This is a genomic window from Streptomyces sp. NPDC039430 (assembly GCF_055639435.1).
In genome coordinates this window covers 412,372-436,979 of record NZ_JBVKAK010000009.1, presented here as the reverse complement: position 1 = coordinate 436,979, position 24,608 = coordinate 412,372, and the positions used below count along the sequence as shown (strand labels likewise).

Genomic DNA, 24,608 nt, shown 5'->3' with positions numbered 1-24,608 from the left:
ACGGTGGGGGGGGTGTTTAGACGGGGTTTTTGGCGGGGAAAGGGACGCCTGCCGTGTTTCTTGACGAGAAGTATCCCGGCCCCCCTCGGGGCCGGGGCGGGCCCGGGCCGGATCCGTCCGTACTCGATGGGAGAACTCGCCGTGACTTCTGCCGCCTCCTGGCGCACCCGTACCGCAGCCGTACTCCTGACGGCGCTGACCGTCGCGGGCTTGGCGGGAACATCCGCTTCGGCGGCCGCCGTGCCCGTGATCACCTGCCCCTCGTCCTCCTGCACGAGCCTGGTGACCGGCCTCGGCGAGCCCGTCGACGCCGCGTACGGCACAGGCGACAACGCCTACCTCACGTACCAGAACGGCGAACTGCGCACGGTGAATCTCGTGACCGGCGCGCGCTCCACGGTCGCCGCGGGCCTGGGCAATCTGCGCGGCATCGCCCTCGACGGCACCGGCAGCGCGTACGTCGGAGACTTCGACGGCAATCTGCGCGAGGTCGATCTGGCCACCGGCCGACAGCGCCTACTCGCCTCCGGGCTCGGCGCGCTGCACGCCATCGCCCACAGCGGCACCACCATCTACGCGACCGGTGGCAGCGGCAAGCTGTACGAGGTGCAGGAGAGCGGCACTGTACGTGTCGTCGCGTCCGGCCTCGGCCTGTCCCAGGGCATCGCGCTGGACGGACGCGGCGGCGCCTACACCGCCGACATGTTCACGGGCCGGATCCTGCGGACGGACCTCACCACCGGGGCGACGAGAACTGTCGCCACCCAGTTCTACGAGCCCACGTCCATCTCCGTGGCGGCGGACGGCCAGGTCTACTTCGCCGTCGGCAACGAGGTCACGCGCCTCAACCCGGACACGGGCGTGGGCACGCAGGTAGCCAGTGTGCGCGGCCTCAACTTCTTCGCCTTCGAGCTGGACCGGAACGGCAACGCCTACACGACCCAGGTGACCGGCACGGGCTCGCTCTGGAAGATCGCCAACCTGGTCCCGCAGCGCTGATTCCCGCCGCCCGCGCCTGATCGCCGAACCGGCCGTACTCGACCGCCGCCGCCCGCCGGCGAGTCCTGATGCCCGCCGATGTAAGCAGTGTGCACATCGGCTCCTTGCCGAAGGGACGCATGGCTGTGAGGGACCGGGCCGGGATGACCGGACAGGGGTGACCGGACAGAGGTGACCGGACAGAGGTGACCGGCCTGATTCCCGGGCCCGTCATGGAGTCGCAGCGCCTGTCGGATCAAGGTGAGCCGGATGGCGGCTTCGTATCGGACGGCGTTTTGCCGTACCGCGTCGCGACGCGACGCCTCTGGACTGCTTCAACAGCCCGATCCGGTTCGTCGGTCTGCCGGCGCGCCGGCAGACCGGATACGCGGCTCCGGCCGCTGTGCCCCTGCCTTACAGGGACGCGGCTTCCTCGATCAGGAGTGCTACGCCGGGGCGGTCCCTGTAGGGGCGCAGCACCTGGCGCATGGTGGTGAGGGAGTCCGTGGCACGGGCCGAGCGGAGACCTGGGTAGTCGCCGAGGAACCGTTTCCAGGTGGTGAGGGACTCTTCCAGGTTGCCTTGGCGAAGTTGTGATGTGGCCAAGAGGGCTGTGGTCAGTGCCCTGCCCCGCCGTGCCTGTGGGGCGCGGGCGCGTAGCGAGGCTTGGAAGGCGTGGCCGGCCGCCCGGTGGTCCCCGAGGGCGGTCAGTGTTCGGGCCCGCTGGTGGTGCAGAGCCGCGGTCGGGTAGCTGTCGAAGGGATCGGCTGGGTCCTGATCGGCGCGGCTGTGGAGGAGTTCAGCGCTGTGGAGGGCAAGAAGTGCCCGGGGGCGGTCGCCGGCGTGTGCGTGGGCCAGGGCCAGTTGGGTCTGCGTGAAGGACTGGGTCAGTTCTGAGGAGTACCGGGCCGCTGTGCCGGCGGCTTGCTGCGCCAGCGTGAGTGCGGGCCGCTGGTGGCCAAGTTCCAGTGCGTGGGAGGCGAGGGCTCGAAGGGCGATGGTGTGGGTGTGCGGGTCCTCGGCTTCGGCGGCCAGATGGGCGGCGGTGCGGTGGTAATGCTGGGCGAGGGCGACGGCGCCGTCGTCGGCGGACATGTTGCCCAGGAGGATGGTGAGCTGTGCCGCGTGCGTGAGCAGTTGTCCGTGGATCCGCTCGCCAGCGCCGGAGAGCAGCCAGGGGGTGACGTCGTCGGCCAGGTAGGTGGTGAGTGCGGTGCGGGCGTGCCCGCCGCCGAAGGATCCGATCGAGGCCGCGAAGAAGGCCGTCATGCTCCGCAGGGCCTCAACCTCTACGCGGCCGACACGGCGTCCCGGCACGATGCCGGCACGGTGGGGCGTGCGACGTGAGAGCAACTCCTCCCATGGTGGAACCGTGAGTGCGGCGAGGCTGTAGACATCAACCCCCAGGAGTTTTCCTCGGCCGGGGTCCAGCTGACTGTTGGTGAGCTTGGCCAGATGGTGCACGGGGTTCGCCTCCCAGGACCAGTCCGGAATACGTGGGGGAGCTCGGGTCAGGCCGGCGTCTTCGCTGGCGAGTGGTCTGCCCAGGCGGCGCGCCAACGCCTCCAAGATGTATGCGGGCGCAGGGGGACGAGGATGGCTTCCGGCAAGCCATCGCGTCACTGTCGAGCGGTATACGAGCAGGTCGTGGCCGTGTTCGGAGGCCACTGACGAGATGGCGTGAGCGAGTTGGGCCGTGTTCCAGCCCGCCTCCTCAAGAAGCCGCGCGAGCTGTGTGTTGCGTTGCCGGGACACCTCTTCCCCACTCTCAGCCCGGCCAGGCTCGCCTGGGAGCCGCGCCTTTCACAAGGGCGCATAGGGGGAGCACGCGCAGCACACCCGGGCGCCAAAGCCCTTACTACGGGGCCGATCTGGGGGATCTACTGACAAATGGTTACCCGCTCGGATCGGCCGCTCAATCCCGGTGCACCACCGGGGCGGCCCGGGTTCGCGCGGTGTCCCTCGACAGTGAGGAACTGCTGATGCCCCCGGTTTCACGTGTCGGTGCCGTACCGGTGCCCGGCCTTCACATGGCGGTCTTTCCCGCCCCGTTTGTCCGTGCAGAAGTCGGCACTGGAGGCCGGTGAGATGTGTACCGACACAGGCGGGCACATGGCTCGCGAGACCGGGATACGCCCGGGGCGGATGGTGGCGTTGCGGGGTGGCCCGCCGGAGCTGCCCCGTCTGTACCGGCTGCCGGATGACGCTGCTGACGCCGCTGACGCTTCGAGGGTCGTTGTGGCCTTTTACGGGCAGCACCAGCGCTTTGAGGCCACCGCGGAGACAGAGCTGGTGAACGGGCAGCAGGTGCCGGTCTTCCGGTTCGTCTACAGCACCGCGATCGCGGAATAGCGCGGAACAGAAAGGAGAATGTGCCATGTCGGCATCGAACGCAGAACCGGTCGCAATTGTGGGTATGGGCTGCCGCTTTCCCGGGGGCGTGGAGTCGTCGGGAGGGCTGTGGAGGCTGGCCGCCGAGGGACGGCAGATGGCAGGCCCGGTACCCGCCGGCCGCTGGGAAGCCGCGGGTCTGGCGGCGATTCACGATCCGGGCCTGGCCGCCCGGGCCGGGTACGGATGCTTCCTGGACGGTGATGTGTGGGCCTGGGAGCCGGAGGCGTTCTCGGTGGCCCCGGTGGAGCGTCGATGGGTGGACCCGCAGTTCCGGCTGCTGATGGAAGTGGCGTGGGAAGCGGTGGAACACGCGGGCATTCCGATGGACCGGATGCGCGGCTCGCGGACCGGGGTCTATATGGGCACCTACGCCCCGGACAATCTCTTCCGTGAGGCGCGGCCGGTCCAGGACGCTCCGAACAGCCCGTACTTGTTCGGGAATTTCACCGCCGGGGCGGCGGGACGAGTGGCGTTCGCGATGGATCTGCGCGGCCCGGTGATGGTGGTCAGTACGCACTGCTCCTCAGGACTGGTCGCACTGGACACGGCGTGCGGGGCGCTGGCCCTGGGCGAGTGCGATGCGGCGCTGGCGGGCGGTGTGCTGCTGATGCTCTCACCGGAGACGCACTTCTACGAGGCACCGCTGCTGCTTTCCGAGCGCGGGGCATGCCACGCCTTCGACGCACGTGCGGACGGCTATGTGCGCGGAGAGGGCGCGGGCGTGCTGCTGTTGAGGCGGTTGAGCGATGCACAGCGGGACGGTGACCGGGTGCTGGCGGTGATCAGGGGCAGCGCGGTCAACAACGACGGGCAGGCCAGCCGGCTGACCGCCCCGTCCACACAGATGCAGCAGGAAGTGTTCCGCCGGGCGGTGGACAAGGCCGGGATCGATCCGGGGGACGTGGGCCTGGTCGAGGCGCACGGGCCGGGCACAGCGGTAGGTGACCCCATTGAGTACACGTCGATCAACGCGGTCTACGGACGGGGCCGGGGACGGTGCGCGCTGGGGTCGATCAAGACCAACATCGGTCACAGCGAGCCGGTATCGGGGATCGCGGGAATGATCAAGGTGGTGGAGTGCCTGAGGCGCGGCGCCATTCCGCCCAACCACGACTTCCAAGAGTGGAATCCCTCCATCCCCCGGGACGAGGACTCACGGCTGTTCGTGCCGACCGAGCTGACGAAGTGGCCGGTGCGGGACGCGCCACGGCTGGCGGCGGTCTGTTCCTACGGGGTGACGGGTACGAACGTGCATGCCGTTGTCGAGTCCGCACCGAGGACTCCACAACGCCGCACCACACACGCTGCCCGGCAGCGGGAGGATCAGGCCAGGCTGTTTCTGCTCTCGGCCAACTCCTCCCCGTCGCTGACCGCTGGTGCCGTACGCCTGGGAGCTTGGGCGGAGAGCGAGGAGGGCCGGTCCCTCGCGCTGAAGGATGTGGCGCACACCCTCGCCCTGCACCGCTCGCACGCGGACCACCGGGCCGGTGTGGTCGCCCGTGATCACCAGGAATTGGCCACGCGGGTCCGGGCTGTCGCCGCCGGGGAACATACCGATGGGGTGACCACCGGGGTACCGGTGCTGCCACCGGAACATGCCGGACCGGTGTTCGTGTTCACCGGCCAGGGCTCCCAGCGCCCCGGTATGTGCCGGGGGCTGCTGGCCACCGAACCGGTATTCGCGGCCGCACTCGACGAACTGGAGCCGCTGATCCAAGCCGAAGCCGGCTTCTCGCTCCGGGAGATGATCACCAAGCCCGAACAGCCCGTCGGCATCGACAGGATTCAGCCGGTGCTCTTCGCGGTCCAGGTCGCACTCGCGGCGCTGTGGCGGTCCTGGGGTATCGAACCCGCCGCGGTGATCGGCCAGTCCCTGGGCGAGGTGGCCGCCGCGGTCGTGTCCAAAGCACTCAGTCCCGAGGACGGGGCGAAGGTCATCTGCCGCCGCTCCGCGCTGCTGGCCACGATCTCCGGCGGGGCGATGGCCTCGGTGATGCTGGGCGCGGCCGAGGTCCAGGCCGCGATCACGACCGCCGGCGCCGAGGGGGTGGCGCTGGGTGTGCTCACCTCGCCGCGGAGCACCGTCGTCTCCGGGGACGCCGCGCAGATCGCCGGACTCGTCCGGGCGTGGGAGGCGGCCGGCATCCCCGCCAGGATGATCGACGTCGATGTGGCCTCGCACTCGCCGCAGGTCGACCCCATTCTGGCAGAGCTGCGCACCGTACTGCGCGATCTGCCCGCCACCGAGCCGGGCCGCGGCTTCTTCTCCACGGTGAGCGAGAACCCGTCCGTGCCCGGTCCGCTGGATGCCACGTACTGGGCGAACAACCAGCGTGGGACGGTGCGCTTTCAGGCCTCGGTCTCCGCGGCGCTCGCCGCCGGGCACCGGTTGTTCATCGAGTGCACAGCCCACCCGCTCGCGGTCCGCCCCGTCCTGGACACCGCCCGCGCGGACGGCGTCACCGACGCCGTAGCGGTCGGTACCCTGCGCCAGGGCACCGACGACATGGACGCCTTCCTGACCCATCTGGCAGCCGTGCACTGCGCCGGGTATGACGGGACCCGGTTCGCCACCCGCTACGACCAGGGCGAGTTGGTCGAACTGCCCACCACCGCCTGGCACCGCACCCGCCATGGTGGGGACGAACGGCCGTACCAACTCGTCGCTCCGCAGCTTCCCGCGGCCGGCCAGCACCCCTTGCTCGGCGGACACGTACATGATCCAGAGGACCCGGAGCGCCATCTGTGGCAGAGCCCCATCGGTCCGGAACGGCTCCCCTGGCTGGCCGATCACAAGGTGGCCGGCGTGCCCGTGCTGCCCGGTACCGGGGCAGTGGAGATGATGCTCGGAGCTGCCAGGCAGGCATTCGGCACGGATGCCGTCGCCGTCCGCGACGTGAACGTCGTGAGCCCGCTGGTCCTGGAACCGGAACCCGTGGTCACCACCCGGTTCGTCCGCGACGGCCGCCGCGACGACGCACGGGTCGAGATTGTCTCGGTGACCGACGGCGAGGTGACCGTGCACGCCCGTGGCACAGTGCGTCCGCTGCCGGAGGGTGACCGCCCCGCCCCGCTGACCCGCGCCGAGCGCAACCCTGAGGACTGGCAGGACAGCGACCCCTCCGCGCTGCACCGTACCTTCCGCGAACGGCACAACGTCTTCCACGGCCCGGCCTTCGCCGCGATCGACCGCGTTCTGGTGCACCCCACCCAGGACCTGGCTCTGGCCATGATGCGAACGCACGAGTCCGCCCGGGTGTCGGCCTGGACGATGCTGCTGCACCCCGCGCTGGCGGACCAGGTGGTGCAGAGTGCCGTCTCGGCGTGGCTGGCCCATTACGTCCTGACGCCGGGCCCGGTGGTGGTCGCCGGCATCGACGAGGTACGGGTCCACGGCAACACCGCGCACACCCGTCTTGCCGCCATCCGCCTGCACCGGGCCGACGACCTCGGCTGTGCCGCGTCCGCCCGGCTGGCCGCCGCCGATGGCACGGTCCTGGCCGAGATCCGCGGCCTGCGCGTCAGCAACATCACCCCGCCCGCCGAACGGTTCGCCACCCGCCTGTGCCACCTTGGCCGGCAACCACAGGAGGCGGCCGGCGACCGCCACCGTGCGACGGACGGCCGGTGGCAGGTCCTCACGCACCAGCAGGCCGCCTGGCCCGCGGAGCTGGCTCAGGAACTCAAGGACCAGAGCGCCGACTGTCGCCTGCTGCCGATGACCACCGCGCTGACCGACGAGACGGTCCTGGCGGGTTCAACCGGCATCATCCTCGCCCTTGACCTGGAAGAGGCCCGCGCCGGGGCCGCTGAGCAGGCACGCGATCTGGTAGCCCATACCGTCAGGCTCATCCAGAGCCTGACCCGGCTGGAGCGGCCACCGCGGGTGTGGGCGGTGATGCCCACACCGAGCGCTCCGGCCGCGGGCGCGATCCGGGGCCTCATACGGTCGGTGGCGTACGAGCATCCCGAACTGGCCCCCAGCGTATTGGAGTTCACTCACGAGACTCCGTACGGGGAACTCCTGGCGGAACTCCTCGATACGGCGCAGCCGGTCACGGAAATCGCACTGCGGCCCGGTGAACGCTCCGTCGCCCGGATCACTCCCGGCCCGGACCTCAAGGAGCCGCCGAGGACCCGCCCCGAACCCCTCATACGTCCCGGAGCCGCCTATCTGGTCACCGGAGGTCTGGGCGGACTCGGCCTGCTCACCGTCCAATGGCTCGCGCGACGCGGCGCGGGCCGGATCGTCATCAGCGGCCGCTCCGCACCCAGCGCCCGGACCCGAGCGACACTGAACGCACTGCGTACCCCGCACACCTCGATCGACCTGATCCAGGGAGATATCTCCGCCCCCGTCACCGCCGCACGAGCGGTGACCGCGGCACAGGCCGGCGGGCTCGAACTGCGCGGAGTCCTGCACGCCGCAGGTGTCGTCGAGGACACCACCCTCGCCGGCCTCGACCCCCGCCTGCTGGAGCGCGTCTGGCAGGGCAAAGCCGCGGGAGCCTGGTCTCTGCACCGTGCGACCCAAGACCTCGCACTCGACTTCTTCGTTCTTTACTCCTCCATCGCCTCCCTGACCGGTTCGCCCGGCCAAAGCGCCTACGCCGCCGCCAACGGCTTTCTCGACGGGCTGGTCGCCCATCGCGTCGCCCTCGGCCTGCCCGCCACCGGAATCCATTGGGGGGCGTGGAGCGAGGTCGGTCGCGGACAGCATCTTGCCGAGCGTGGCTTTCTCACCATCACCCCGGCAAACGGCATCGACGCGCTGGAACGCATCCTGACCGCCGGCTACCAGCACATCGGCTACTCCCCGTTGGACATCGCCCAGTGGATCGCTCCCTATCCGGCGCTGCGCGGCTCCACCCTGTTCGCCTCCCTGCTCACCGAATCCGACCCGGATCAGGATGACGCCTCCGCAGTACGCGAACAGCTCCTGGCGGCCGAAGGGGAACAGGGACGCCGCGAAATCCTGGAGACCCTCATCATGACGGCCGTACGCGACCTCCTGGGCGGCACTGACCGCCATATCGGCCCGCACAGCAGCTTGGTCGCTCTGGGCCTCGACTCCCTCGGAGCGGTACAGCTCCAACAACACCTCCAACGAGCCCTGAAGACAGAAATGAAACCCGGAGTGATCTGGGTCAAACCGAGCGCGGCGGCACTCACCGACTGGCTCCTCGACCATATGGGCCTCACAGGGCCCGCCGAAGCGAAGTAAAAGCACACAGTCCGCTCGCTCACGCCCTCGCTCACACCCCCGCCCCCGCCCCCGCCCCCGACGAGCAGTTGGCTTCCGCGAGCCGCGGAGAAACAACCGCCTCGCACCCCGCGGCCTGCGGCGCCATCCGCTCGCCGGGCACCGCGGAAGCCCCTGCTCCGGGCTCCCGGCCGGAGTTCCTGTTCCCGCCTCCCGGCCGCGCGCTCCGCCCTTCACTCCCTGTGCATTCGCTCGTTCGAACCGAGGAGGAATTCCGTGACCATCACTCTGCGACAGGCGGGTCTGGCACTGACGGACCCGGCTGCCTACACCGACGAGCCGTCCCTGTACGAGGCGCTGGCCCTGCTGCGCCACAAGGACCCGGTTCACTGGTGCGCCGCACCGGGCTACCGGCCGTTCTGGGCCATCACCCGCCACGCCGACATCCGGGAGATCGAGCACCGCCACGACGTATTTCTCAATTCCCCCCGGGCCATGCTGATGTCCTCGGCGCGTGACCGGACCACCCAATGGACCCGGCGTCTCCTGGGGCTCAACATGCTGGTTCAGATGGACGGCCCCCGCCACCTGGCCTTCCGTAAGATCAGCGCCGACTGGTTCCGGCCGAAGATGATGCATCAACTGGAAGCTGACATCGCTTCCCTCGCCAGGCACCATATCGACGCGCTCATCGGCCCCGGCGAAGACATTGGATTCACCGGATTCAGGGGATTCACGGGGGACTTCGCCCAGCACCCGGCTGCCCGCTTCCCGCTGGCGGTCCTCCTGTCCATGCTCGGCTTGCCCCAGGGTGATTCACCCCGCCTGCTGTCCCTGACTCAGCAACTCCTGGGGACCGACGACCCGGAACAGCAGCGCAACGCCGGCCCCTTCGCCCAGCCGGCGGTCCTGTTCGACCTGTTCACGTATTTCCGCAAAATCGCCAGGGACCGGCGCGCCCACCCCACCGACGACCTGGCCTCCGTGATCGCCAACGCCCGCATCGACGGTCGACCTCTGTCCTGGGGTGACACCCTCTCCTACTACGCCGTGATCTCCACCGGCGGTCATGACACCACCTCCGCCGGCATCGCCGGCGGCCTGCTCGCCCTGGCCCGCCACCCCGAGCAGCTCCGCCTTCTGCGGTCCCGGCCCGACCTGCTCCCGCACGCCGCTCAGGAGATGATCCGCGTCACAGCCCCTTTCAAGGGGTTCATGCGCACCGCCGCCCGCGACTACGAGCTGCACGGCACAACCATCCGCCAAGGCGACGCGGTATTCCTCTCCTACGTCTCGGCCAATCATGACGAGGCGGTCTTCGACGAGCCCGAAACCTTCGATGCCACCCGCAACCCGAATCCGCATCTGTCCTTCGGCCATGGAGTCCACGCCTGTTTGGGCGCCAGGTTGGCTCACATGGAAATCTGCGCGTTCTACGCCGAACTCCTTCCCAGGATCAGGACCATCGAAGTCATCGGCGCACCCCGACTCATAGCGACAACCTTCACCGGGGGCTTCAAAAGCCTCCCGGTCCGTCTTACTCGGAACGACCCCGTCGGTCCCCTGTCCGGCGAGGAGCACCGATGAGCATCCCCGCTCTCACGTCCGGCGTCTGCATGGCCACAAGGAATCAACTTCCAGACGGAGGCAAACAGTGAATACCGACAAATCCACCAGCAGCACTCCGGCGGGCTCCGACAGCAACAGCGCCGGCGGATCGCGCTGGAAAACACCCGTCATGGCATGGGCCATTCTCGGCCTGCTCTTCCTGGTCGTCCAAGCGTTTATTTTCGGACACTGGCTCATGGAATCCGACATCCGCCCCGCACCATACGTCGGCCATGAGATCGCGACCTCCCGCCGCGTCTACTCATGGGTCCATCAAGCGGTGATGTCGGTAGCATTTCTGGGTATCGCAGCATACTTCCTGCACCATTGCCGGAAGAACCGGAAAGTCACCTTCATGGCGGCGGTGTACATCGGCTGGATATTCACATTCTGGCAGGACCCCATCGCCTACTACAGGACGAAAGTGGCCATCCTCAATCACTCCTTCATCAATGTCTCGACCTGGGGACCATCCATTCCGGGTTTTCACGGCCCTGACCCGCAGAGCCAGATCCAGGAAGTAGTCGGCAGCACGGGATTTGGGTATGGCATTACCATATTCGCGATTTTAGGAGTGCGGGCGATCCTGGACCTGGTATGCAATCCCCGACGGCAATGGAAACTGCATACCCTGATCCCTGCCGCGTTCATCCTCTGCGTCATCGCGTGTATCGCGGTGGAGATGTACTACATCCGTGGGGCGCACGCATGGGCGTGGATAGCGACCTACCCTGGGCCAACCCTCTTCGAGGGGCACTGGTACCGAATGAGCGTCCTCGGAGACGTGCTCTACGGACTTGCCATGCTTCCCATGGTCGTCATGGATCGAATCGCCCGCGACCGTGGCACAGAGGTTGCCGCACTACGTGGCACCGACCGTCTCCCGACGCGCGCCCAGCCCTGGTCCAGGGTTCTGGCCGGGATAGGCCTCGTCAACGCGTGCTTTTTGCTCTACATCATTCCGATCGCTTTCCTGGCCCAAAGCGGCTCCCCCGTCCCCGGCACCCCGGTCGAACTGTGGTGACGCGGGCCATCCCTCGCCAACCCCAGCCGTCGGCGGGCCGACACCGGGCGGCCTGAACCGGACCAAGCCCGGCGACGGCCCGGGCGGGACCGGGCGGGCCCGGACCTCAAGGCCTTTCTCCGACCGGACGGGAACCCGCGACGACCGGGAGCGGCGGAAGGCGGACTCCCCCGGGGCTCACCCCTCATCGATGGGCACCGACGTACCCACCGACGGGCACGAAAAACGCCCTCCGAAACTGCGTTTCCGCAGGTCAGAGGGCGTCTCATTGTGGAGCCTAGGGGAGTCGAACCCCTGACATCTGCCATGCAAAGACAGCGCTCTACCAACTGAGCTAAGGCCCCTCGACGGGATGGAACGACCGAGCCTCGCGAGAGCGCTCGTCCATCGCCGGGACCAGGGTACCGGGTGTACCGCGTGATCCCGCAAAAGGATTGGGACTCCCCGTGCACGACCACGCTCCGTAAGATGCCCCACGAGGTTCGCAGCAGCGAAGCTGCCGCATTGGGGAAGCGATGGGGAGACGCGTATGGACGCCGCACAGCAGGAATCGACTGCCAGAGCCAGAGAACTTCAGCGGAGCTGGTACGGAGAGCCATTGGGGGCGCTCTTCCGTCGTCTCATAGATGACCTGGGCCTGAACCAGGCCCGGCTCGCGGCGGTCCTCGGACTCTCCGCGCCGATGCTCTCCCAGCTGATGAGCGGTCAACGCGCGAAGATCGGCAACCCGGCCGTGGTCCAGCGGGTCCAGGCCCTGCAGGATCTGGCGGGGCAGGTGGCCGACGGAAGCGTCAGCGCCGGGGAGGCCACGGACCGGATGGAGGAGATCAAGAAGTCGCAGGGCGGCTCCGTCCTCACCGGTACGAGCCAGACGACGAACAGCTCGGGCGCGCCGACCGTGCGCCGGGTGGTCCGCGAGATCCAGTCCCTGCTGCGCTCGGTCGCGGCGGCCGGCGACATCATCGACGCCGCGGACTCCCTCGCCCCGACCCAGCCCGAACTGGCAGAGTTCCTCAGGGTCTACGGCGCCGGGCGCACCGCTGAGGCGGTCGCCCACTACGAGGCGCATCAGAGCTGACGGCGTACGGGACGACGGGGAGCGAGCGCGGCGCATGGGTGAGGTCTTCGCGGGACGGTACGAGCTGATCGACCCGATCGGACGCGGTGGTGTCGGCGCCGTCTGGCGCGCCTGGGACCACCGGCGCCGGCGCTATGTGGCGGCGAAGGTCCTCCAGCAGAGCGACGCCCACACCCTGCTGCGCTTCGTACGGGAGCAGGCGATGCGGATCGATCACCCGCATGTCCTCGCCCCGGCCAGCTGGGCCGCGGACGACGACAAGGTCCTGTTCACCATGGATCTGGTGAGCGGCGGCTCGCTGGCGCATCTCATCGGCGACTACGGGCCGCTGCCGCCGCGCTTCGTCTGTACTCTGCTCGACCAGTTGCTCGCGGGTCTGGCCGCGGTGCACGCGGAGGGGGTCGTGCACCGCGACATCAAACCGGCCAACGTCCTGCTGGAGGCCACCGGAACGGGGAGGCCGCATCTGCGGCTGTCCGACTTCGGCATCTCCATGCGCAAGGGCGAGCCGCGCCTGACGGAGACCAACTACGTGGTGGGAACGCCCGGTTACTTCGCGCCCGAGCAGATGATGGGCGCCGAGCCGGACTTCCCCGCCGATCTCTTCGCGGTCGGTCTCGTCGCGCTCTATCTGCTGCAGGGTCAGAAGCCGGACGCCAAGGCCCTGGTCGAGCACTTCACCGCGCACGGCACCCCCGGGGCGCCCCAGGGCATCCCCGAGCCGCTGTGGCAGGTCCTGGCGGGCCTGCTGCAGCCCGACCCGCACGCGAGGTTCCGTACGGCCACGGGCGCCCGCAAGGCGCTGACAACGGCCGCGGAGCTGCTGCCCGAACCCGACATCGACGACGAGATCGTCGAGGTCTTCGACCAGATCGGTCCGCTCCCCTCGGCGTTCGGTCCCGAAGGCCCCGAAGGCCGCGTCGGCCCTGTAAGCCCCGCCGGTCCCGCGAGCCTCGCCGGTCCCGCCACGGATCCCCACACCGGCGGCCACACCAGCGGCCACACCGGCGCTCCGTACACCGGTGCTCCGTACACCGACGCCACCGGCGGCCCGTACACCGATCCGCGCGGGGCTCAGCCGCCCGCCCCGCCCGCCCCGCCCGCCGGACCGGCGACGGCCGCGTCGTCCGTCACACCGCCGCCCACACCGCCGCCCACGCCGTCCCCCACCCCGGCGCCAGGGCCCGCCTCCATGTCGGAGACCGGCAGCTTCCACCTCCCCCCACCGCCCGGCCGGGACCACGTGTCCCAGCAGACCCCGCAGACCCCGCAGATTCCGCAGACCCAGCAGGCTCAGCACCCCCCGCAGCCTCAGCCCGCCCCGCGACAGGCCTACGTCCCGCCGTACCCGGCGCAGCACGTCCCCCCTCACTACGGCTACGGAACCCCGGCCGACCTCTCCCACGCGGAGACGGCGGCGGTGCGGCACGAGGAACAGCCCCACACCCGCCCCTACACCGCTCAGAGCCCGCGGATCCCCTATCAGCAGCCCGCGGTTCCCCAGCCGCGGACACCGGCCCACCACGGCCCCGGCAAACGCCCGGGACCGCCCCCGAAGGTGACGGTCCCGGTCCTGCTGCTGGCGCTGACCTGTTTCGCCGTGGGCATCTGGGCCCTCACCCAGATCCAGAGCTGAGGGCCCGGCCCCTCAGCCGGGTCCCGGTGCCGCGCGCCGCCGCGCGAGCAGCGTCCATACCCCCAGGCCCACCACCAGCACGGTGCCCATGCCGATCCCGCCCGCCGCGACCAGCGTCATCGTGCCGCTGTCCGCCGCGGCGGTCCGGGACGTGCCGTCGCCCGTCGCCGCCTGCCGGGCGCCCGGGTCCACGGTGAAGTCGCCGGCGGGCCCCGCGTACGCCGGAGCGCCCTTCGGGTCGCCCGTGACGTCGACCCGCAGCGTCAGTCCGTACGGCCCCGGGCCGAACTCCTGGCCCACCAGCGGGCTGAGGCTGACGCGCAGGTAGTACCAGCCCGCGAACCTCATCTCCTTGTCGCCGCTCCGTGAGCCGAAGCGGTTCTCGTACGCCACCGGAGGCAGCGGGTCAAGGGCCGTCGTCTTCTGCTTGCCGTTGTACGAGAGCGAGTTGCTGGTGTCGACGAGACCTCTCGCCGGGTTGTAGAGGGCCATGGAGAACGCGCCGCTCACAAACCCCGGCCCGGATCCCGATCCCGCCGCGCTGCCCAGGTCCGCGCCGGCGAAGATCTGCTGCCCCCAGTCCACCGGCACCCGGTAGAAGAGCGAGGCACCCGGCTCGATCTCCGTCGTCCACTCGCCCTTCCCCAGCTCCGCCGCGTCGTAGAAGCCCGTACCGCCCGCCTGTGCCCGAGGCTCGCCGCCGACCGGCTCCGGCGAGGCGCTGGGCCACCCCGAGGGCGCCTCGGACGGCCCGGGACTCGTGAGCTCCGGCTCCGAGACATGGCGGATCTCCAGCTCCCACGGCTCGGGGGTGGAGGTGTCCTCGCCGGTCCGCTCGATGACGACGTAGTACGGGCCGGCCTCCTGGCAGGAGTACGCCCCCTTCTCGACCAGCCGGTAGGCGTAGGCCGCGAGCGGCCGGGGGTATTTGCTCGCCGTGCCGAACTGCGCGTCGTTGGAGCTGCAGTCGCTGCCCCGGCTGTTCTGCAGCGAGATCTTGATCTTGTCTCCATAGGCGACCGTCGTCGCCGGTCCGGGCACGGCGACGGCCGAGACATAGGCGTTCGTCCGCGCGTCGAGGTTCAGCCGGTAGACGAGCGTGCCCCCGGGCTCGATCGAATCGCGGTAAGTGCCCTCGGCGTCGAGCTGCTTGGCCTCGCTCGTGGTCGCCGCTCCGCTGATCCGCTTCGCGCCGGGATCGAAGACGTACGGGCTCGGCTCACCGTCCGCCCTGGCCTGGCCCGGCAGCGCCGCCAGCACGCACACCGCCGCGCCCACCGCCGCCCCCCTGGCCGACGCCGCCCGCCCCCTGCTGCGCTGCCACTTCACGCGCTTCCCCTCGCCCTCTCGGCCCGCCTGGCCCCCGTCCGGTCGGTCCATCCTGCCCCGGTGCTCCCTCCGCTGTCTGCGGGGTCCGCGCGGTCAGCCGGATCACTCCCGGTCTACCCACCCAATTCTTTGCGCAAGCAAGTCAAAGATTCACGTAAGTGAACCCTCCCGGTGGGCGCACGAAGCGGGCAGCGCCGGGTCCCGACGGTATCGATTCCGGACGGCACGCTTCCGGACGCCACCGGGTCCGGACGCCACCGGGTCCGGACAGCACAGAGCCCCGACCGCTCGGCGGCCGGGGCTCGTATCAGGACTACTGCGTCTCACACACCCGAACCTGCGGGCACGGAGTCGGTCTCCTCCGTCCACAGATCCTGCTCGGCGCGGTCCGCCTGGATCTGGCGGTACACGAGGAGCCCGCCGATGGCGGCCAGTGCGACCAAGAGAAGCTTCTTCACCGCGCGACCTCGTCTTTCCTTGACGTAGGGGACTTCTGGCGCCCGACTATACACACCGACCGATACCGATCGGTGACCTGCCCGCAACGCGACGCGGGGCCGCCGCAGGTACCTCACGATCGTCGTGCAGCTCCATCAGATAAAGAGGTCACGCGGATACAGAGGTCACGTCGACACGCCGTCCCTGATCACCCTCGCTGGTCGCCGATGCGCGCATCGCGCGCAGTGCCAGAACGATGAGCCAGGTCCATCCGATCACGTTGGTCAGGCGCTGCCAGATGCCGAGGGTCTCGGTCGCCCCGGTGGCGACGACGAAGGTCAATGGCATGGCGACGCCGACCACGAGGGAGTACCAGCGCCAGAGAGCGGTGGTCCGCCACCGTGCGGCCACGAAACAGGCGGCTACGAGGGCTGCGGAGCTGAGCGACCCCACCACGTTGTGGATCATCCCGTGCCAGGTCGCATCGTCGGTCGGTACCGGATCGGACACGAAAACGCCGGCAAGCGCCAATCCGGCTCCGACCAGGCCGACCAGCATGCCCGTCCAGCGGTTCACCACCTGCGATATCGCCACGGAGGAGGCGGTGATGAGTAGCCCGGATACGGTGAAGTTAGCGATCTGCAGCCATCCGCCGCTGCCGATCCCGGCCTCGCTGACTGCGTCGCGAACGGGGTCGTAATCGGGCTTGACCACATCATTGATCAGGAAGATCAAGATGAACAATCCCGATCCCGCCACACCGCACCAGAGCAACCCTCGCCGAACTGTCATGGGGCCCAGAGTAGGCACCACCGCCGGCCTCGATCGGGATCTGACGAGAGCCCCCGGCCCCGCGAGGGAAGTTACGGGCAGTAGCGGGAGAGCAGGCCAACACACGCAGAAGCCCGGTAGACGATTTCCGTCTGCCGGGCTTCTGACCCTGCTACGCGATCCTGGTGGGGCTAACAGGATTTGAACCTGTGGCCTCATCCTTATCAGGGATGCGCTCTAACCAACTGAGCTATAGCCCCGCGCTGCCCCTGAAGATTAGCGCACTTCAGGGCCAGCCCCAAAATCGATACCCGGCCCTCACTCGTCCTCGGCGAGCGTGAGCTCAACACCGCCCACAAAGCCCGCGGACAGGTTGTAGATGAAGGCGCCGAGCGTCGCCAGCGCCGTCGCGAGCACCACGTCGATCACCGCGATGACCGACGTGAAGATGATCACTCGCGGCAGCGACAGGAACGACTGAAGGTCGAAGCCGTTGCTCTCGTTCGAGCCCGTGGCCTCACTGATCGTCCCGCCCACTGTCGAGAAGACGCCCATCGCGTCCATGACCATCCACAGCACGGCGGCCGCGACGATGGTGCACAGACCCAGCGCGATGGAGAGCAGGAAACTGACCTTCATCACCGACCACGGATCGGCCTTCGCCACCCGCAGCCGTGCCTTGCGGGTACGCGGAGTCGTCCGCGCGCCCGTCCGCGGCCGGCGCACCGCGGAAGCGGACGAAGCCGCCGAAGGACCGGTCCCACCGGAAACGGCAGATGTCACGGGAGCCCCTTGCTGGATCTGCTGTCCGCCCTGACTCGGCCCGCCGCCCTGTGGCGAGGGATACGCCTGCGGCGGGTGGTACGGCTGAGCGGCCGGCTGCGGCTGCTCGGGGCCGTACGTCTCGTAAGGGGGCTTCTGCCCCCGGGTGTCGGTCACCGTTACCCCCTGGGAGTCCGTGGCAGGGCCACGGGCACCGTTCGCTCCGGAAGCGGCCGATCCGGCGCCCGTGGCTCCACTCACGCTCTACTCCTCGTGCTCCCCGGCCGAGGGCTGAGTGCCCTCGGCGACGACCTCGGCCGTACCAGCCTCGTCGGTCCCCGGGTCATCGGTCCCGTCGACCTCTTCGGCTTCACGTCCCGCCTCGGCATTGCGCGCGATACCGACGACGGCATCCCGCTTGCCCAGGTTGATCAGTTGGACACCCATCGTGTCACGGCCGGTCTCCCTGACTTCGTTGACTCGCGTGCGAATCACACCGCCGCCGAGAGTGATGGCAAGGATCTCATCCGTTTCCTCCACCACCAACGCACCGACGAGAGAACCCCGATCCTCCACAATCTTGGCGGCCTTGATACCCAGACCGCCACGACCCTGGACGCGATACTCGTCGACACCGGTCCGCTTCGCGTATCCGCCATCTGTAGCAGTGAAGACGAACGTACCGGGCCTGACGACATTCATCGAGAGCAGTTCGTCGCCCTCGCGGAAACTCATGCCCTTCACGCCCGAGGTGGCACGCCCCATCGGCCGCAGCGCGTCGTCCGTCGCGGTGAACCGGATCGACTGCGCCTTCCGGCTGATGAGTAGCAGATCGTCCTCCGCCGACACCAGCTCCGCGCCGATCAGCTCGTCGTCCGCGCCGTCGTCCGTCTCCCGGAGATTGATCGCGATGACACCGCCCGAGCGGGGTGAGTCGTAGTCCTTGAGCGGGGTCTTCTTCACCAGACCCGCCTTCGTGGCCAGCACCAGATACGGCACGGCCTCGTAGTCACGGATCGCCAGGATCTCCGCGATCTGCTCGTCCGGCTGGAAGGCGAGCAGATTGGCCACATGCTGGCCCCGCGCGTCGCGCCCGGCGTCCGGCAGCTCGTACGCCTTCGCCCGGTAGACCCGGCCCTTGTTCGTGAAGAACAGCAGCCAGTGGTGGGTCGTCGAGACGAAGAAGTGGTCGACGATGTCGTCTTCCTTGAGCTTCGTACCGCGTACGCCCTTGCCGCCGCGCTTCTGCGAGCGGTAGTCGTCGGTCTTGGTGCGCTTCACATAGCCGCCACGCGTGATCGTGACGACGATGTCCTCCTCGGCGATCAGGTCCTCCATGGACATGTCGCCGTCGAAGGGCACCAGCTTCGAACGCCGGTCGTCGCCGAACTTGTCGACGATGACGGTCAGTTCGTCATGGACGATCTGGCGCTGCTTCTCCGGCGAGGCCAGGATCGCGTTGTACTCATTGATCTTCTGCTGGAGCTCGTCGTGTTCCGCGACGATCTTCTGCCGCTCCAGGGCCGCCAGCCGGCGCAGCTGCATCTCCAGGATCGCGTTCGCCTGGATCTCGTCGATCGTGAGCAGCCCCATCAGGCCCTCACGCGCGATCTCGACCGTGTCACTGCGCCGGATCAGCGCGATGACCTCGTCGATCGCGTCGAGTGCCTTGAGCAGACCGCGCAGGATGTGTGCGCGTTCCTCGGCCTTGCGCAGCCGGAACCTCGTACGCCGGACGATGACCTCGATCTGGTGCGTCACCCAGTGCCGGATGAACGCGTCCAGCGAGAGCGTGCGCGGCACGCCGTCCACCAGCGCCAGCATGTTCGCGCTGAAGTTGCTCTGCAGATCGGTGTGCTTGTACAGGTTGTTCAGGACGACCTTGGCGACCGCGTCCCGCTTCAGGACCACGACCAGCCGCTGGCCCGTACGCGAGGACGTCTCGTCGCGGACATCCGCGATGCCGCCGATCTTGCCGTCCTTGACCAGGTCGGCAATCTTCTGAGCGAGATTGTCCGGGTTGGTCTGGTACGGCAGCTCCGTGACCACCAGGCACTGGCGGTTCTGGATCTCCTCGACCTCGACCACCGCGCGCATCGTGATCGAGCCACGGCCCGTGCGGTACGCCTCCTCGATGCCCTTGCGCCCCACGACCAGCGCGCCGGTCGGGAAGTCCGGGCCCTTGATCCGCTCGATCAGCGCGTCGAGCAGCTCCTCGTGGCTCGCCTCGGGGTGCTCCAGCGCCCACATCGCGCCGGCCGCCACCTCCCGCAGATTGTGCGGCGGGATGTTCGTGGCCATCCCGACGGCGATCCCGGCGGAGCCGTTGATCAGCAGATTCGGGAACCGCGCCGGCAGAACCGTCGGCTCCTGGTTACGGCCGTCGTAGTTGTCCGTGAAGTCGACGGTCTCCTCGTCGATGTCCCGGAGCATCTCCATCGACAGCGGCATCATCTTGCACTCGGTGTACCGCATCGCCGCGGCCGGGTCGTTGCCCGGAGAACCGAAGTTGCCGTTGGAGTCCACCAGCGGCATCCGCATCGACCACGGCTGCGCCAGCCGGACCAGCGCGTCATAGATCGAGGAGTCGCCGTGCGGGTGGTACGTACCCATGACGTCACCGACGACGCGGGCGCACTTGTAGAAGCCCTTCTCGGGCCGGTAGCCGCCGTCGTACATCGCGTAGAGCACACGCCGGTGGACGGGCTTGAGACCGTCCCGTACGTCCGGCAGCGCGCGCGACACGATGACGGACATCGCGTAGTCCAGATACGAGCGCTGCATCTCCGTTTCGAGCCCGACCGGCTCTACGCGCATCGCGAGACCCTCGGCCGCCTCGACGGCCTCCTGGACCACAGGGGTACCAGGGGTGCCGGGCGCGCCGGAGCTCTCGGGGATATCAGGGGTGTCAGGGGTGTTCTCGTCGGCCATTGCTGGTCAGTGTTCCTTTCGGCCTTGTCGAATCCGTCAGCTGAGACCGACTCAGATGTCGAGGAAGCGGACGTCCTTGGCATTGCGCTGGATGAACGACCGCCGTGCCTCGACGTCCTCGCCCATCAGCACCGAGAACAGATCGTCGGCCTGGGCCGCGTCGTCCAGCGTGACCTGGCCGAGCACCCGGTGGTCGATGTCCATCGTGGTGACCCGCAGCTCCTCGGCGTTCATCTCGCCCAGACCCTTGAAGCGCTGGATCGAGTCCTCGCGGATGCGCTTGCCGTTCTGCTTGCCCAGCTCCACCAGGGCGTCGCGCTCCCGGTCGGAGTAGGCGTACTCGAAGTCGTCCCGGCCCCACTTGATCTTGTAGAGCGGCGGGCGCGACAGATAGACGTGCCCGGCCTCGACCAGGGGGCGCATGAAGCGGAAGAGGAACGTCAGCAGCAGCGTGTTGATGTGCTGGCCGTCGACGTCGGCGTCCGCCATCAGGATGATCTTGTGATAGCGGAGCTTCTCGATGTCGAAGTCCTCGTGCACACCGGTGCCGAACGCCGAGATCAGCGCCTGCACCTCGGTGTTCTGGAGGATCTTGTCGATCCGCGCCTTCTCGACGTTCAGGATCTTGCCCCGGATCGGCAGGATCGCCTGGTACATCGGGTTACGGCCCGACTTCGCGGAACCGCCGGCGGAGTCACCCTCGACGATGAAGATCTCGCACTTCGACGGGTCGTTCGACTGGCAGTCGCTCAGCTTGCCCGGCAGCGACGCGCTCTCCAGCAGACCCTTGCGCCGGGTGAGGTCCCGCGCCTTACGGGCGGCGACCCGGGCCGTGGCGGCCTGGATCGACTTGCGGATGATGTCCGCCGCCTCGTTCGGGTTCCGGTCGAACCAGTCCGTGAGGTGCTCGTGCACGATCTTCTGGACGAAGGTCTTCGCCTCGGTGTTGCCGAGCTTCGTCTTCGTCTGACCCTCGAACTGCGGCTCGCCCAGCTTCACCGAGATGATCGCGGTCAGACCCTCGCGGATGTCCTCGCCCGCCAGGTTGTCGTCCTTCTCGCGCAGGAACTTCTTCTCGCGCGCGTAGCGGTTGACCAGACCGGTCATCGCCGCGCGGAAGCCCTCCTCGTGCGTACCGCCCTCATGCGTGTGGATCGTGTTCGCGAACGAGTACACGCCCTCGCTGTACTGCGCGTTCCACTGCATCGCGATCTCGACCGAGAGCAGCCGCTCCTTGTCCTCGGCCTCGATGTCGATGACCGTCGGATGGATCAGCTCGCCCTTGCGCGAGTTCAGGTACTTCACGAAGTCGACGATGCCGCCCTCGTAGAAGTACGTGACCGTACGGACGGGCTCCTCGCTCGTGCCCTCCGTCGCGTCCGTGCCCGCGACATCGGCGCCCACGACGGCCTTGGCCGACTCGCGCTCGTCGGTCAGCGTCAGCGTCAGGCCCTTGTTGAGGAAGGCCATCTCCTGAAAACGCCGGGACAGCGTCTCGAAGGAGTACACCGTCGTCTCGAAGATGTCCGGGTCGGCCCAGAACGTCACCGTCGTACCGGAGTCCGAGGTCTCCTCGTTACGGACCAGCGGAGCCGTCGGCACACCGAGCTTGTAGTCCTGCGTCCAGCGGTAGCCGTCGGTCTTGACCTCGACCGAGACCTTCGTCGAGAGCGCGTTGACGACGGAGACGCCCACGCCGTGCAGACCGCCGGAGACGGCGTAACCGCCGCCGCCGAACTTGCCGCCCGCGTGCAGCACCGTCATCACGACCTCGACGGCCGGCTTGTTCTCGGACGGAACGATGCCCACCGGGATACCGCGGCCGTTGTCGACCACGCGTACCCCGCCATCGGCCAGGATCGTCACGTCGATGGTGTCCGCGTGGCCGGCCAGGGCCTCGTCGACGGAGTTGTCGACGACCTCGTACACCAAGTGATGCAGCCCACGTTCACCGGTGGAGCCGATGTACATACCGGGCCGCTTGCGGACCGCGTCCAAGCCCTCGAGCACGGTGATGGCACTGGCGTCGTACGAGGCGGTGACCTCGCCGTTCTCTCCAGTGGCGGTGGACGGAGTCTTCTCATTGGAGTTGCCGGAATCGGCCACGAAGCGCCCTTTCTGGCACAGCACAGGCCGTTCTCCGGCGAGCGGGAGCGGCTGCGTCGTTCGGCTTGTATCGACGGGTCCCGCAAGCAGAGCGGGATTTTCCACCAGTCTACCGGTAGCGCCGACCCGAATGGGGGTTTGCCGGTACCTGAGTCCGCATGTGCCGCCCTGAATGAGCGCCCACCGACTCCCCATATTCGGGAAGGGGCTCCAAGAGGCTCACACCGGCATTGAGCGCTTCGGCCTGTCAACCTCCCACTACGGTGAGGGACACCTCAATCTCCACAGGCGTCCCATCAGGACATCCCGGACTCGGAGAGAGGGCCGCGGCGGCCGGGCGACCGGCCCGCGGCGGGCCACGCGAGGGCACGCCGGACCCGCCGCCGCGGAGCGGACGGGGATCGGCAGCCGCGTCCCGCCGAAGCCGAAAGGCCTGGTCAGAGCCTTCTTCCAGCTGTCAAGGCGGAACCGGCGCCATCAGCCGTACGTGTCACCCGGGCCCTTGCTGCCCGGCGCCCGCAGCCGACCGAACCGCTGCGGCGGACCACCCGGGCCCAGCACCTTGATCATCCGTACGGTGCCATGCCCCAGGTCCTCGTTCAGCCGCGCCACCAGCCGCGGCGCCAGCAGCCGCAGCTGCGTCGCCCACGCCGTCGAGTCGCACTGCACCGTCAGCACCCGCTCGTCATTGCCGTCGTCGTACCGCTGCGGCACACAGTGCTTCGCCACGTCCTCGCCGACGATCTGCGGCCACCGGCCCATGACCCCGCCCACGGCGGCCGGCGTCTCCCAGCCCCGCTCCGTGATCAGCCGGTTGATCGCCGCACCCAGCGGCAGCGGATCACGGCCGTCCGCCCGCGCTCCCGAGCGCAGCCCGCCGCCACGCCCCGCCTGCCTCTTCTGCTGTACGGCGGCGCCCCGCGCCCGCGCCTGCTCCTTCGCCGCGCGCAGCGCCACCCGCGCGAGATCCACCCCCGACGACTCCGGGGGCAACGGCGCACCCGGCGCTCCGGAGTCCCCGGAAGCACCCGGGACCCCAGGGGGAGCGGAGCCCGGCAGCTCGGCGGCTCCCCTGGATCCGTCGGCCCCGGACGGCCCGGACAGCCCGGACGCGCCGGTCGGCCTGCGTGAGGTGCTCATACGCGCTCCACCGCACCGTCGGCCACCGCGAACCGCGCCCCGGCCAGCACTCCCGGCACATCGTCGTCCACGGCCGCCGTCACCAGCACCTGCTCCCCCGGAAGCACCAGCTCCGCGAGCCGCTCCCGGCGCCGCGCGTCCAGCTCCGCGAACACGTCGTCCAGCACCAGCACCGGCTCATTGCCCTCGGCGCGCAGCAGATCGTACGAGGCCAGCCGGAGCGCCAGCGCGAAGGACCAGCACTCGCCGTGGCTGGCGTACCCCTTCGCGGGCAGCCGGCCCAGCTTCAGCACCAGGTCGTCGCGGTGCGGGCCGACCAGCGTCACCCCCCGCTCGATCTCCTGCTTGCGCACCCCGGCAAGAGCCGCCAGCAGATACCCGTACAGCTCGTCGCGCGACGTCACTCCCGGGGCCACGAGCCCGTCCGCCGCACCGGGCCCCGAAGCGTCGTCGCCGGAGGCGCCAGGCGCCCCCGGATCGCCAGGATCACCGGCGGAGGAACGGTACTCCAGCGCCACCGGACCGCCGCCGGGCGCCAGTTGCTCATACGCCTTGTCCGCCAACGACTGGAGCGTCGCGACCAGATCGACCCGCTGCGCCAGCAGCTCGGCCCCCGCGCGCGCCAGATGCTGGTCCCACACATCCAGCGTCGACAGATCCATGCCGCGCCCGCCGTGCCGCCGCGCCATCGCCGCCGACTTCAGCAGCGTGTTGCGCTGCCTGAGCACCCGGTCGTAGTCCGAGCGCACCCCGGCCATCCGGGGCGAGCGCGCCGTGATCAGCTCGTCGAGGAACCTGCGCCGCTCACCCGGATCGCCCTTCACCAGCGCGAGATCCTCCGGCGCGAACAGCACGGTCCGTACGATCCCCAGCACATCGCGCGGCCTGACCTGCGAAGACCGGTTGATACGCGCCCTGTTCGCGCGGCCGGGATTGAGTTCGAGCTCCACCAGCTGCGAACGCTCGCCCTGGGTGACAGCGGCCCGGATCACCGCACGGTCCGCGCCCATCCGTACCAGCGGGGCGTCCGACGACACCCGGTGACTGCCGAGGGTCGCGAGATAGCCGACCGCCTCGACCAGATTGGTCTTCCCCTGCCCGTTCGCCCCCACGAACGCGGTGACGCCCGGATCGAGCGGTACCTCGACCCGGGCGTAGGACCGGAAGTCGGCCAGCGACAGATGCGTGACGTGCATGGATGTACGCGGGC

The 24,608-nt window shown here is 69.0% G+C and carries 16 protein-coding genes and 2 tRNA genes; 7 read left to right on the top strand and 11 right to left on the bottom strand.

The features are described 5' to 3' along the window. Nucleotides 1-141 precede the first annotated feature (141 nt). Nucleotides 142-999, top strand: coding sequence for a Vgb family protein (locus ACZ7LS_RS24410; protein ID WP_385136117.1), 858 nt, complete (start codon nucleotides 142-144; stop codon nucleotides 997-999). Between the two features lie 393 nt (nucleotides 1,000-1,392). Here the strand turns inward: ACZ7LS_RS24410 and ACZ7LS_RS24405 are convergent, their stop codons facing one another. Continuing rightward, entirely contained in the window at nucleotides 1,393-2,247 is an 855-nt protein-coding gene (locus ACZ7LS_RS24405) for a hypothetical protein (RefSeq protein WP_385136119.1), read from the bottom strand. Between the two features lie 819 nt (nucleotides 2,248-3,066). On the opposite strand from ACZ7LS_RS24405, the gene ACZ7LS_RS24400 reads away from it, so the two are divergent. From ACZ7LS_RS24400 to ACZ7LS_RS24385, 4 genes are all read left to right on the top strand, one after another. Further along, the gene (locus ACZ7LS_RS24400; protein WP_385319441.1) at nucleotides 3,067-3,330 is read left to right on the top strand and encodes a DUF5988 family protein; all 264 of its coding nucleotides are present in this window, start codon (nucleotides 3,067-3,069) and stop codon (nucleotides 3,328-3,330) included. Nucleotides 3,331-3,355: 25 nt separating this feature from the next. Next, on the top strand, nucleotides 3,356-8,596 hold the full coding sequence (locus tag ACZ7LS_RS24395; RefSeq protein WP_382525279.1) for a type I polyketide synthase: 5,241 nt from the start codon (nucleotides 3,356-3,358) through the stop codon (nucleotides 8,594-8,596). 255 nt (nucleotides 8,597-8,851) lie between these two features. Then, a complete protein-coding gene (locus ACZ7LS_RS24390; protein ID WP_385136122.1) occupies nucleotides 8,852-10,162 on the top strand; it encodes a cytochrome P450 in 1,311 nt (436 codons plus the stop codon). 67 nt (nucleotides 10,163-10,229) lie between these two features. After that, complete coding sequence (locus ACZ7LS_RS24385; RefSeq protein WP_385136125.1) at nucleotides 10,230-11,207, top strand: spirocyclase AveC family protein; 978 nt, start codon at nucleotides 10,230-10,232, stop codon at nucleotides 11,205-11,207. 271 nt (nucleotides 11,208-11,478) lie between these two features. Here ACZ7LS_RS24385 and ACZ7LS_RS24380 read toward each other — a convergent pair. Continuing rightward, a tRNA-Ala gene (locus ACZ7LS_RS24380) sits at nucleotides 11,479-11,551 on the bottom strand. A 185-nt stretch (nucleotides 11,552-11,736) separates the two neighbouring features. Between ACZ7LS_RS24380 and ACZ7LS_RS24375 the strand changes: the two genes are divergently transcribed. Both ACZ7LS_RS24375 and ACZ7LS_RS24370 read left to right on the top strand, forming a co-directional pair. After that, on the top strand, nucleotides 11,737-12,285 hold the full coding sequence (locus tag ACZ7LS_RS24375) for a helix-turn-helix domain-containing protein (RefSeq protein ID WP_030354386.1): 549 nt from the start codon (nucleotides 11,737-11,739) through the stop codon (nucleotides 12,283-12,285). Between the two features lie 34 nt (nucleotides 12,286-12,319). Further along, a complete protein-coding gene (locus tag ACZ7LS_RS24370; RefSeq protein ID WP_385136128.1) occupies nucleotides 12,320-13,921 on the top strand; it encodes a serine/threonine-protein kinase in 1,602 nt (533 codons plus the stop codon). 12 nt (nucleotides 13,922-13,933) lie between these two features. Here the strand turns inward: ACZ7LS_RS24370 and ACZ7LS_RS24365 are convergent, their stop codons facing one another. From ACZ7LS_RS24365 to recF, 9 genes are all read right to left on the bottom strand, one after another. Further along, the gene (locus tag ACZ7LS_RS24365; protein ID WP_382674822.1) at nucleotides 13,934-15,250 is read right to left on the bottom strand and encodes a hypothetical protein; all 1,317 of its coding nucleotides are present in this window, start codon (nucleotides 15,248-15,250) and stop codon (nucleotides 13,934-13,936) included. Nucleotides 15,251-15,573: 323 nt separating this feature from the next. Beyond that, nucleotides 15,574-15,708, bottom strand: coding sequence for a DLW-39 family protein (locus tag ACZ7LS_RS24360; RefSeq protein ID WP_211266759.1), 135 nt, complete (start codon nucleotides 15,706-15,708; stop codon nucleotides 15,574-15,576). 148 nt (nucleotides 15,709-15,856) lie between these two features. Next, the gene (locus ACZ7LS_RS24355; protein WP_382969426.1) at nucleotides 15,857-16,480 is read right to left on the bottom strand and encodes a DUF998 domain-containing protein; all 624 of its coding nucleotides are present in this window, start codon (nucleotides 16,478-16,480) and stop codon (nucleotides 15,857-15,859) included. Nucleotides 16,481-16,642: 162 nt separating this feature from the next. Further along, a tRNA-Ile gene (locus ACZ7LS_RS24350) sits at nucleotides 16,643-16,719 on the bottom strand. A gap of 58 nt (nucleotides 16,720-16,777) precedes the next feature. Continuing rightward, nucleotides 16,778-17,398 carry a DUF3566 domain-containing protein gene (locus ACZ7LS_RS24345; RefSeq protein WP_382525290.1) on the bottom strand — a complete coding sequence of 207 codons (621 nt, stop codon included), beginning with the start codon at nucleotides 17,396-17,398 and terminating at the stop codon, nucleotides 16,778-16,780. An 87-nt stretch (nucleotides 17,399-17,485) separates the two neighbouring features. Then, entirely contained in the window at nucleotides 17,486-20,152 is a 2,667-nt protein-coding gene (gyrA, locus tag ACZ7LS_RS24340; RefSeq protein WP_382525292.1) for a DNA gyrase subunit A, read from the bottom strand. Between the two features lie 51 nt (nucleotides 20,153-20,203). Then, the gene (gyrB, locus tag ACZ7LS_RS24335) at nucleotides 20,204-22,282 is read right to left on the bottom strand and encodes a DNA topoisomerase (ATP-hydrolyzing) subunit B (protein ID WP_382525293.1); all 2,079 of its coding nucleotides are present in this window, start codon (nucleotides 22,280-22,282) and stop codon (nucleotides 20,204-20,206) included. Nucleotides 22,283-22,735: 453 nt separating this feature from the next. Further along, a complete protein-coding gene (locus ACZ7LS_RS24330; protein WP_385136135.1) occupies nucleotides 22,736-23,398 on the bottom strand; it encodes a DciA family protein in 663 nt (220 codons plus the stop codon). After that, nucleotides 23,395-24,594, bottom strand: a complete 1,200-nt coding sequence (recF, locus tag ACZ7LS_RS24325) for a DNA replication/repair protein RecF (protein WP_385136138.1) — start codon at nucleotides 24,592-24,594, stop codon at nucleotides 23,395-23,397. Before recF ends, ACZ7LS_RS24330 begins: the two co-directional genes overlap by 4 nt. Between the last annotated feature and the right edge of the window lie 14 nt (nucleotides 24,595-24,608).

Coding starts and splice junctions, on each gene's coding strand:
- ACZ7LS_RS24405 (WP_385136119.1), bottom strand. CDS start 2,247: ATGACGGCCTTCTTCGCGGCCTCGATCGGATCCTTCGGCGGCGGGCAC.
- ACZ7LS_RS24400 (WP_385319441.1), top strand. CDS start 3,067: ATGTGTACCGACACAGGCGGGCACATGGCTCGCGAGACCGGGATACGC.
- ACZ7LS_RS24395 (WP_382525279.1), top strand. CDS start 3,356: ATGTCGGCATCGAACGCAGAACCGGTCGCAATTGTGGGTATGGGCTGC.
- ACZ7LS_RS24375 (WP_030354386.1), top strand. CDS start 11,737: ATGGACGCCGCACAGCAGGAATCGACTGCCAGAGCCAGAGAACTTCAG.
- ACZ7LS_RS24370 (WP_385136128.1), top strand. CDS start 12,320: ATGGGTGAGGTCTTCGCGGGACGGTACGAGCTGATCGACCCGATCGGA.
- ACZ7LS_RS24355 (WP_382969426.1), bottom strand. CDS start 16,480: ATGACAGTTCGGCGAGGGTTGCTCTGGTGCGGTGTGGCGGGATCGGGA.
- gyrA (WP_382525292.1), bottom strand. CDS start 20,152: ATGGCCGACGAGAACACCCCTGACACCCCTGATATCCCCGAGAGCTCC.
- ACZ7LS_RS24330 (WP_385136135.1), bottom strand. CDS start 23,398: ATGAGCACCTCACGCAGGCCGACCGGCGCGTCCGGGCTGTCCGGGCCG.
- recF (WP_385136138.1), bottom strand. CDS start 24,594: ATGCACGTCACGCATCTGTCGCTGGCCGACTTCCGGTCCTACGCCCGG.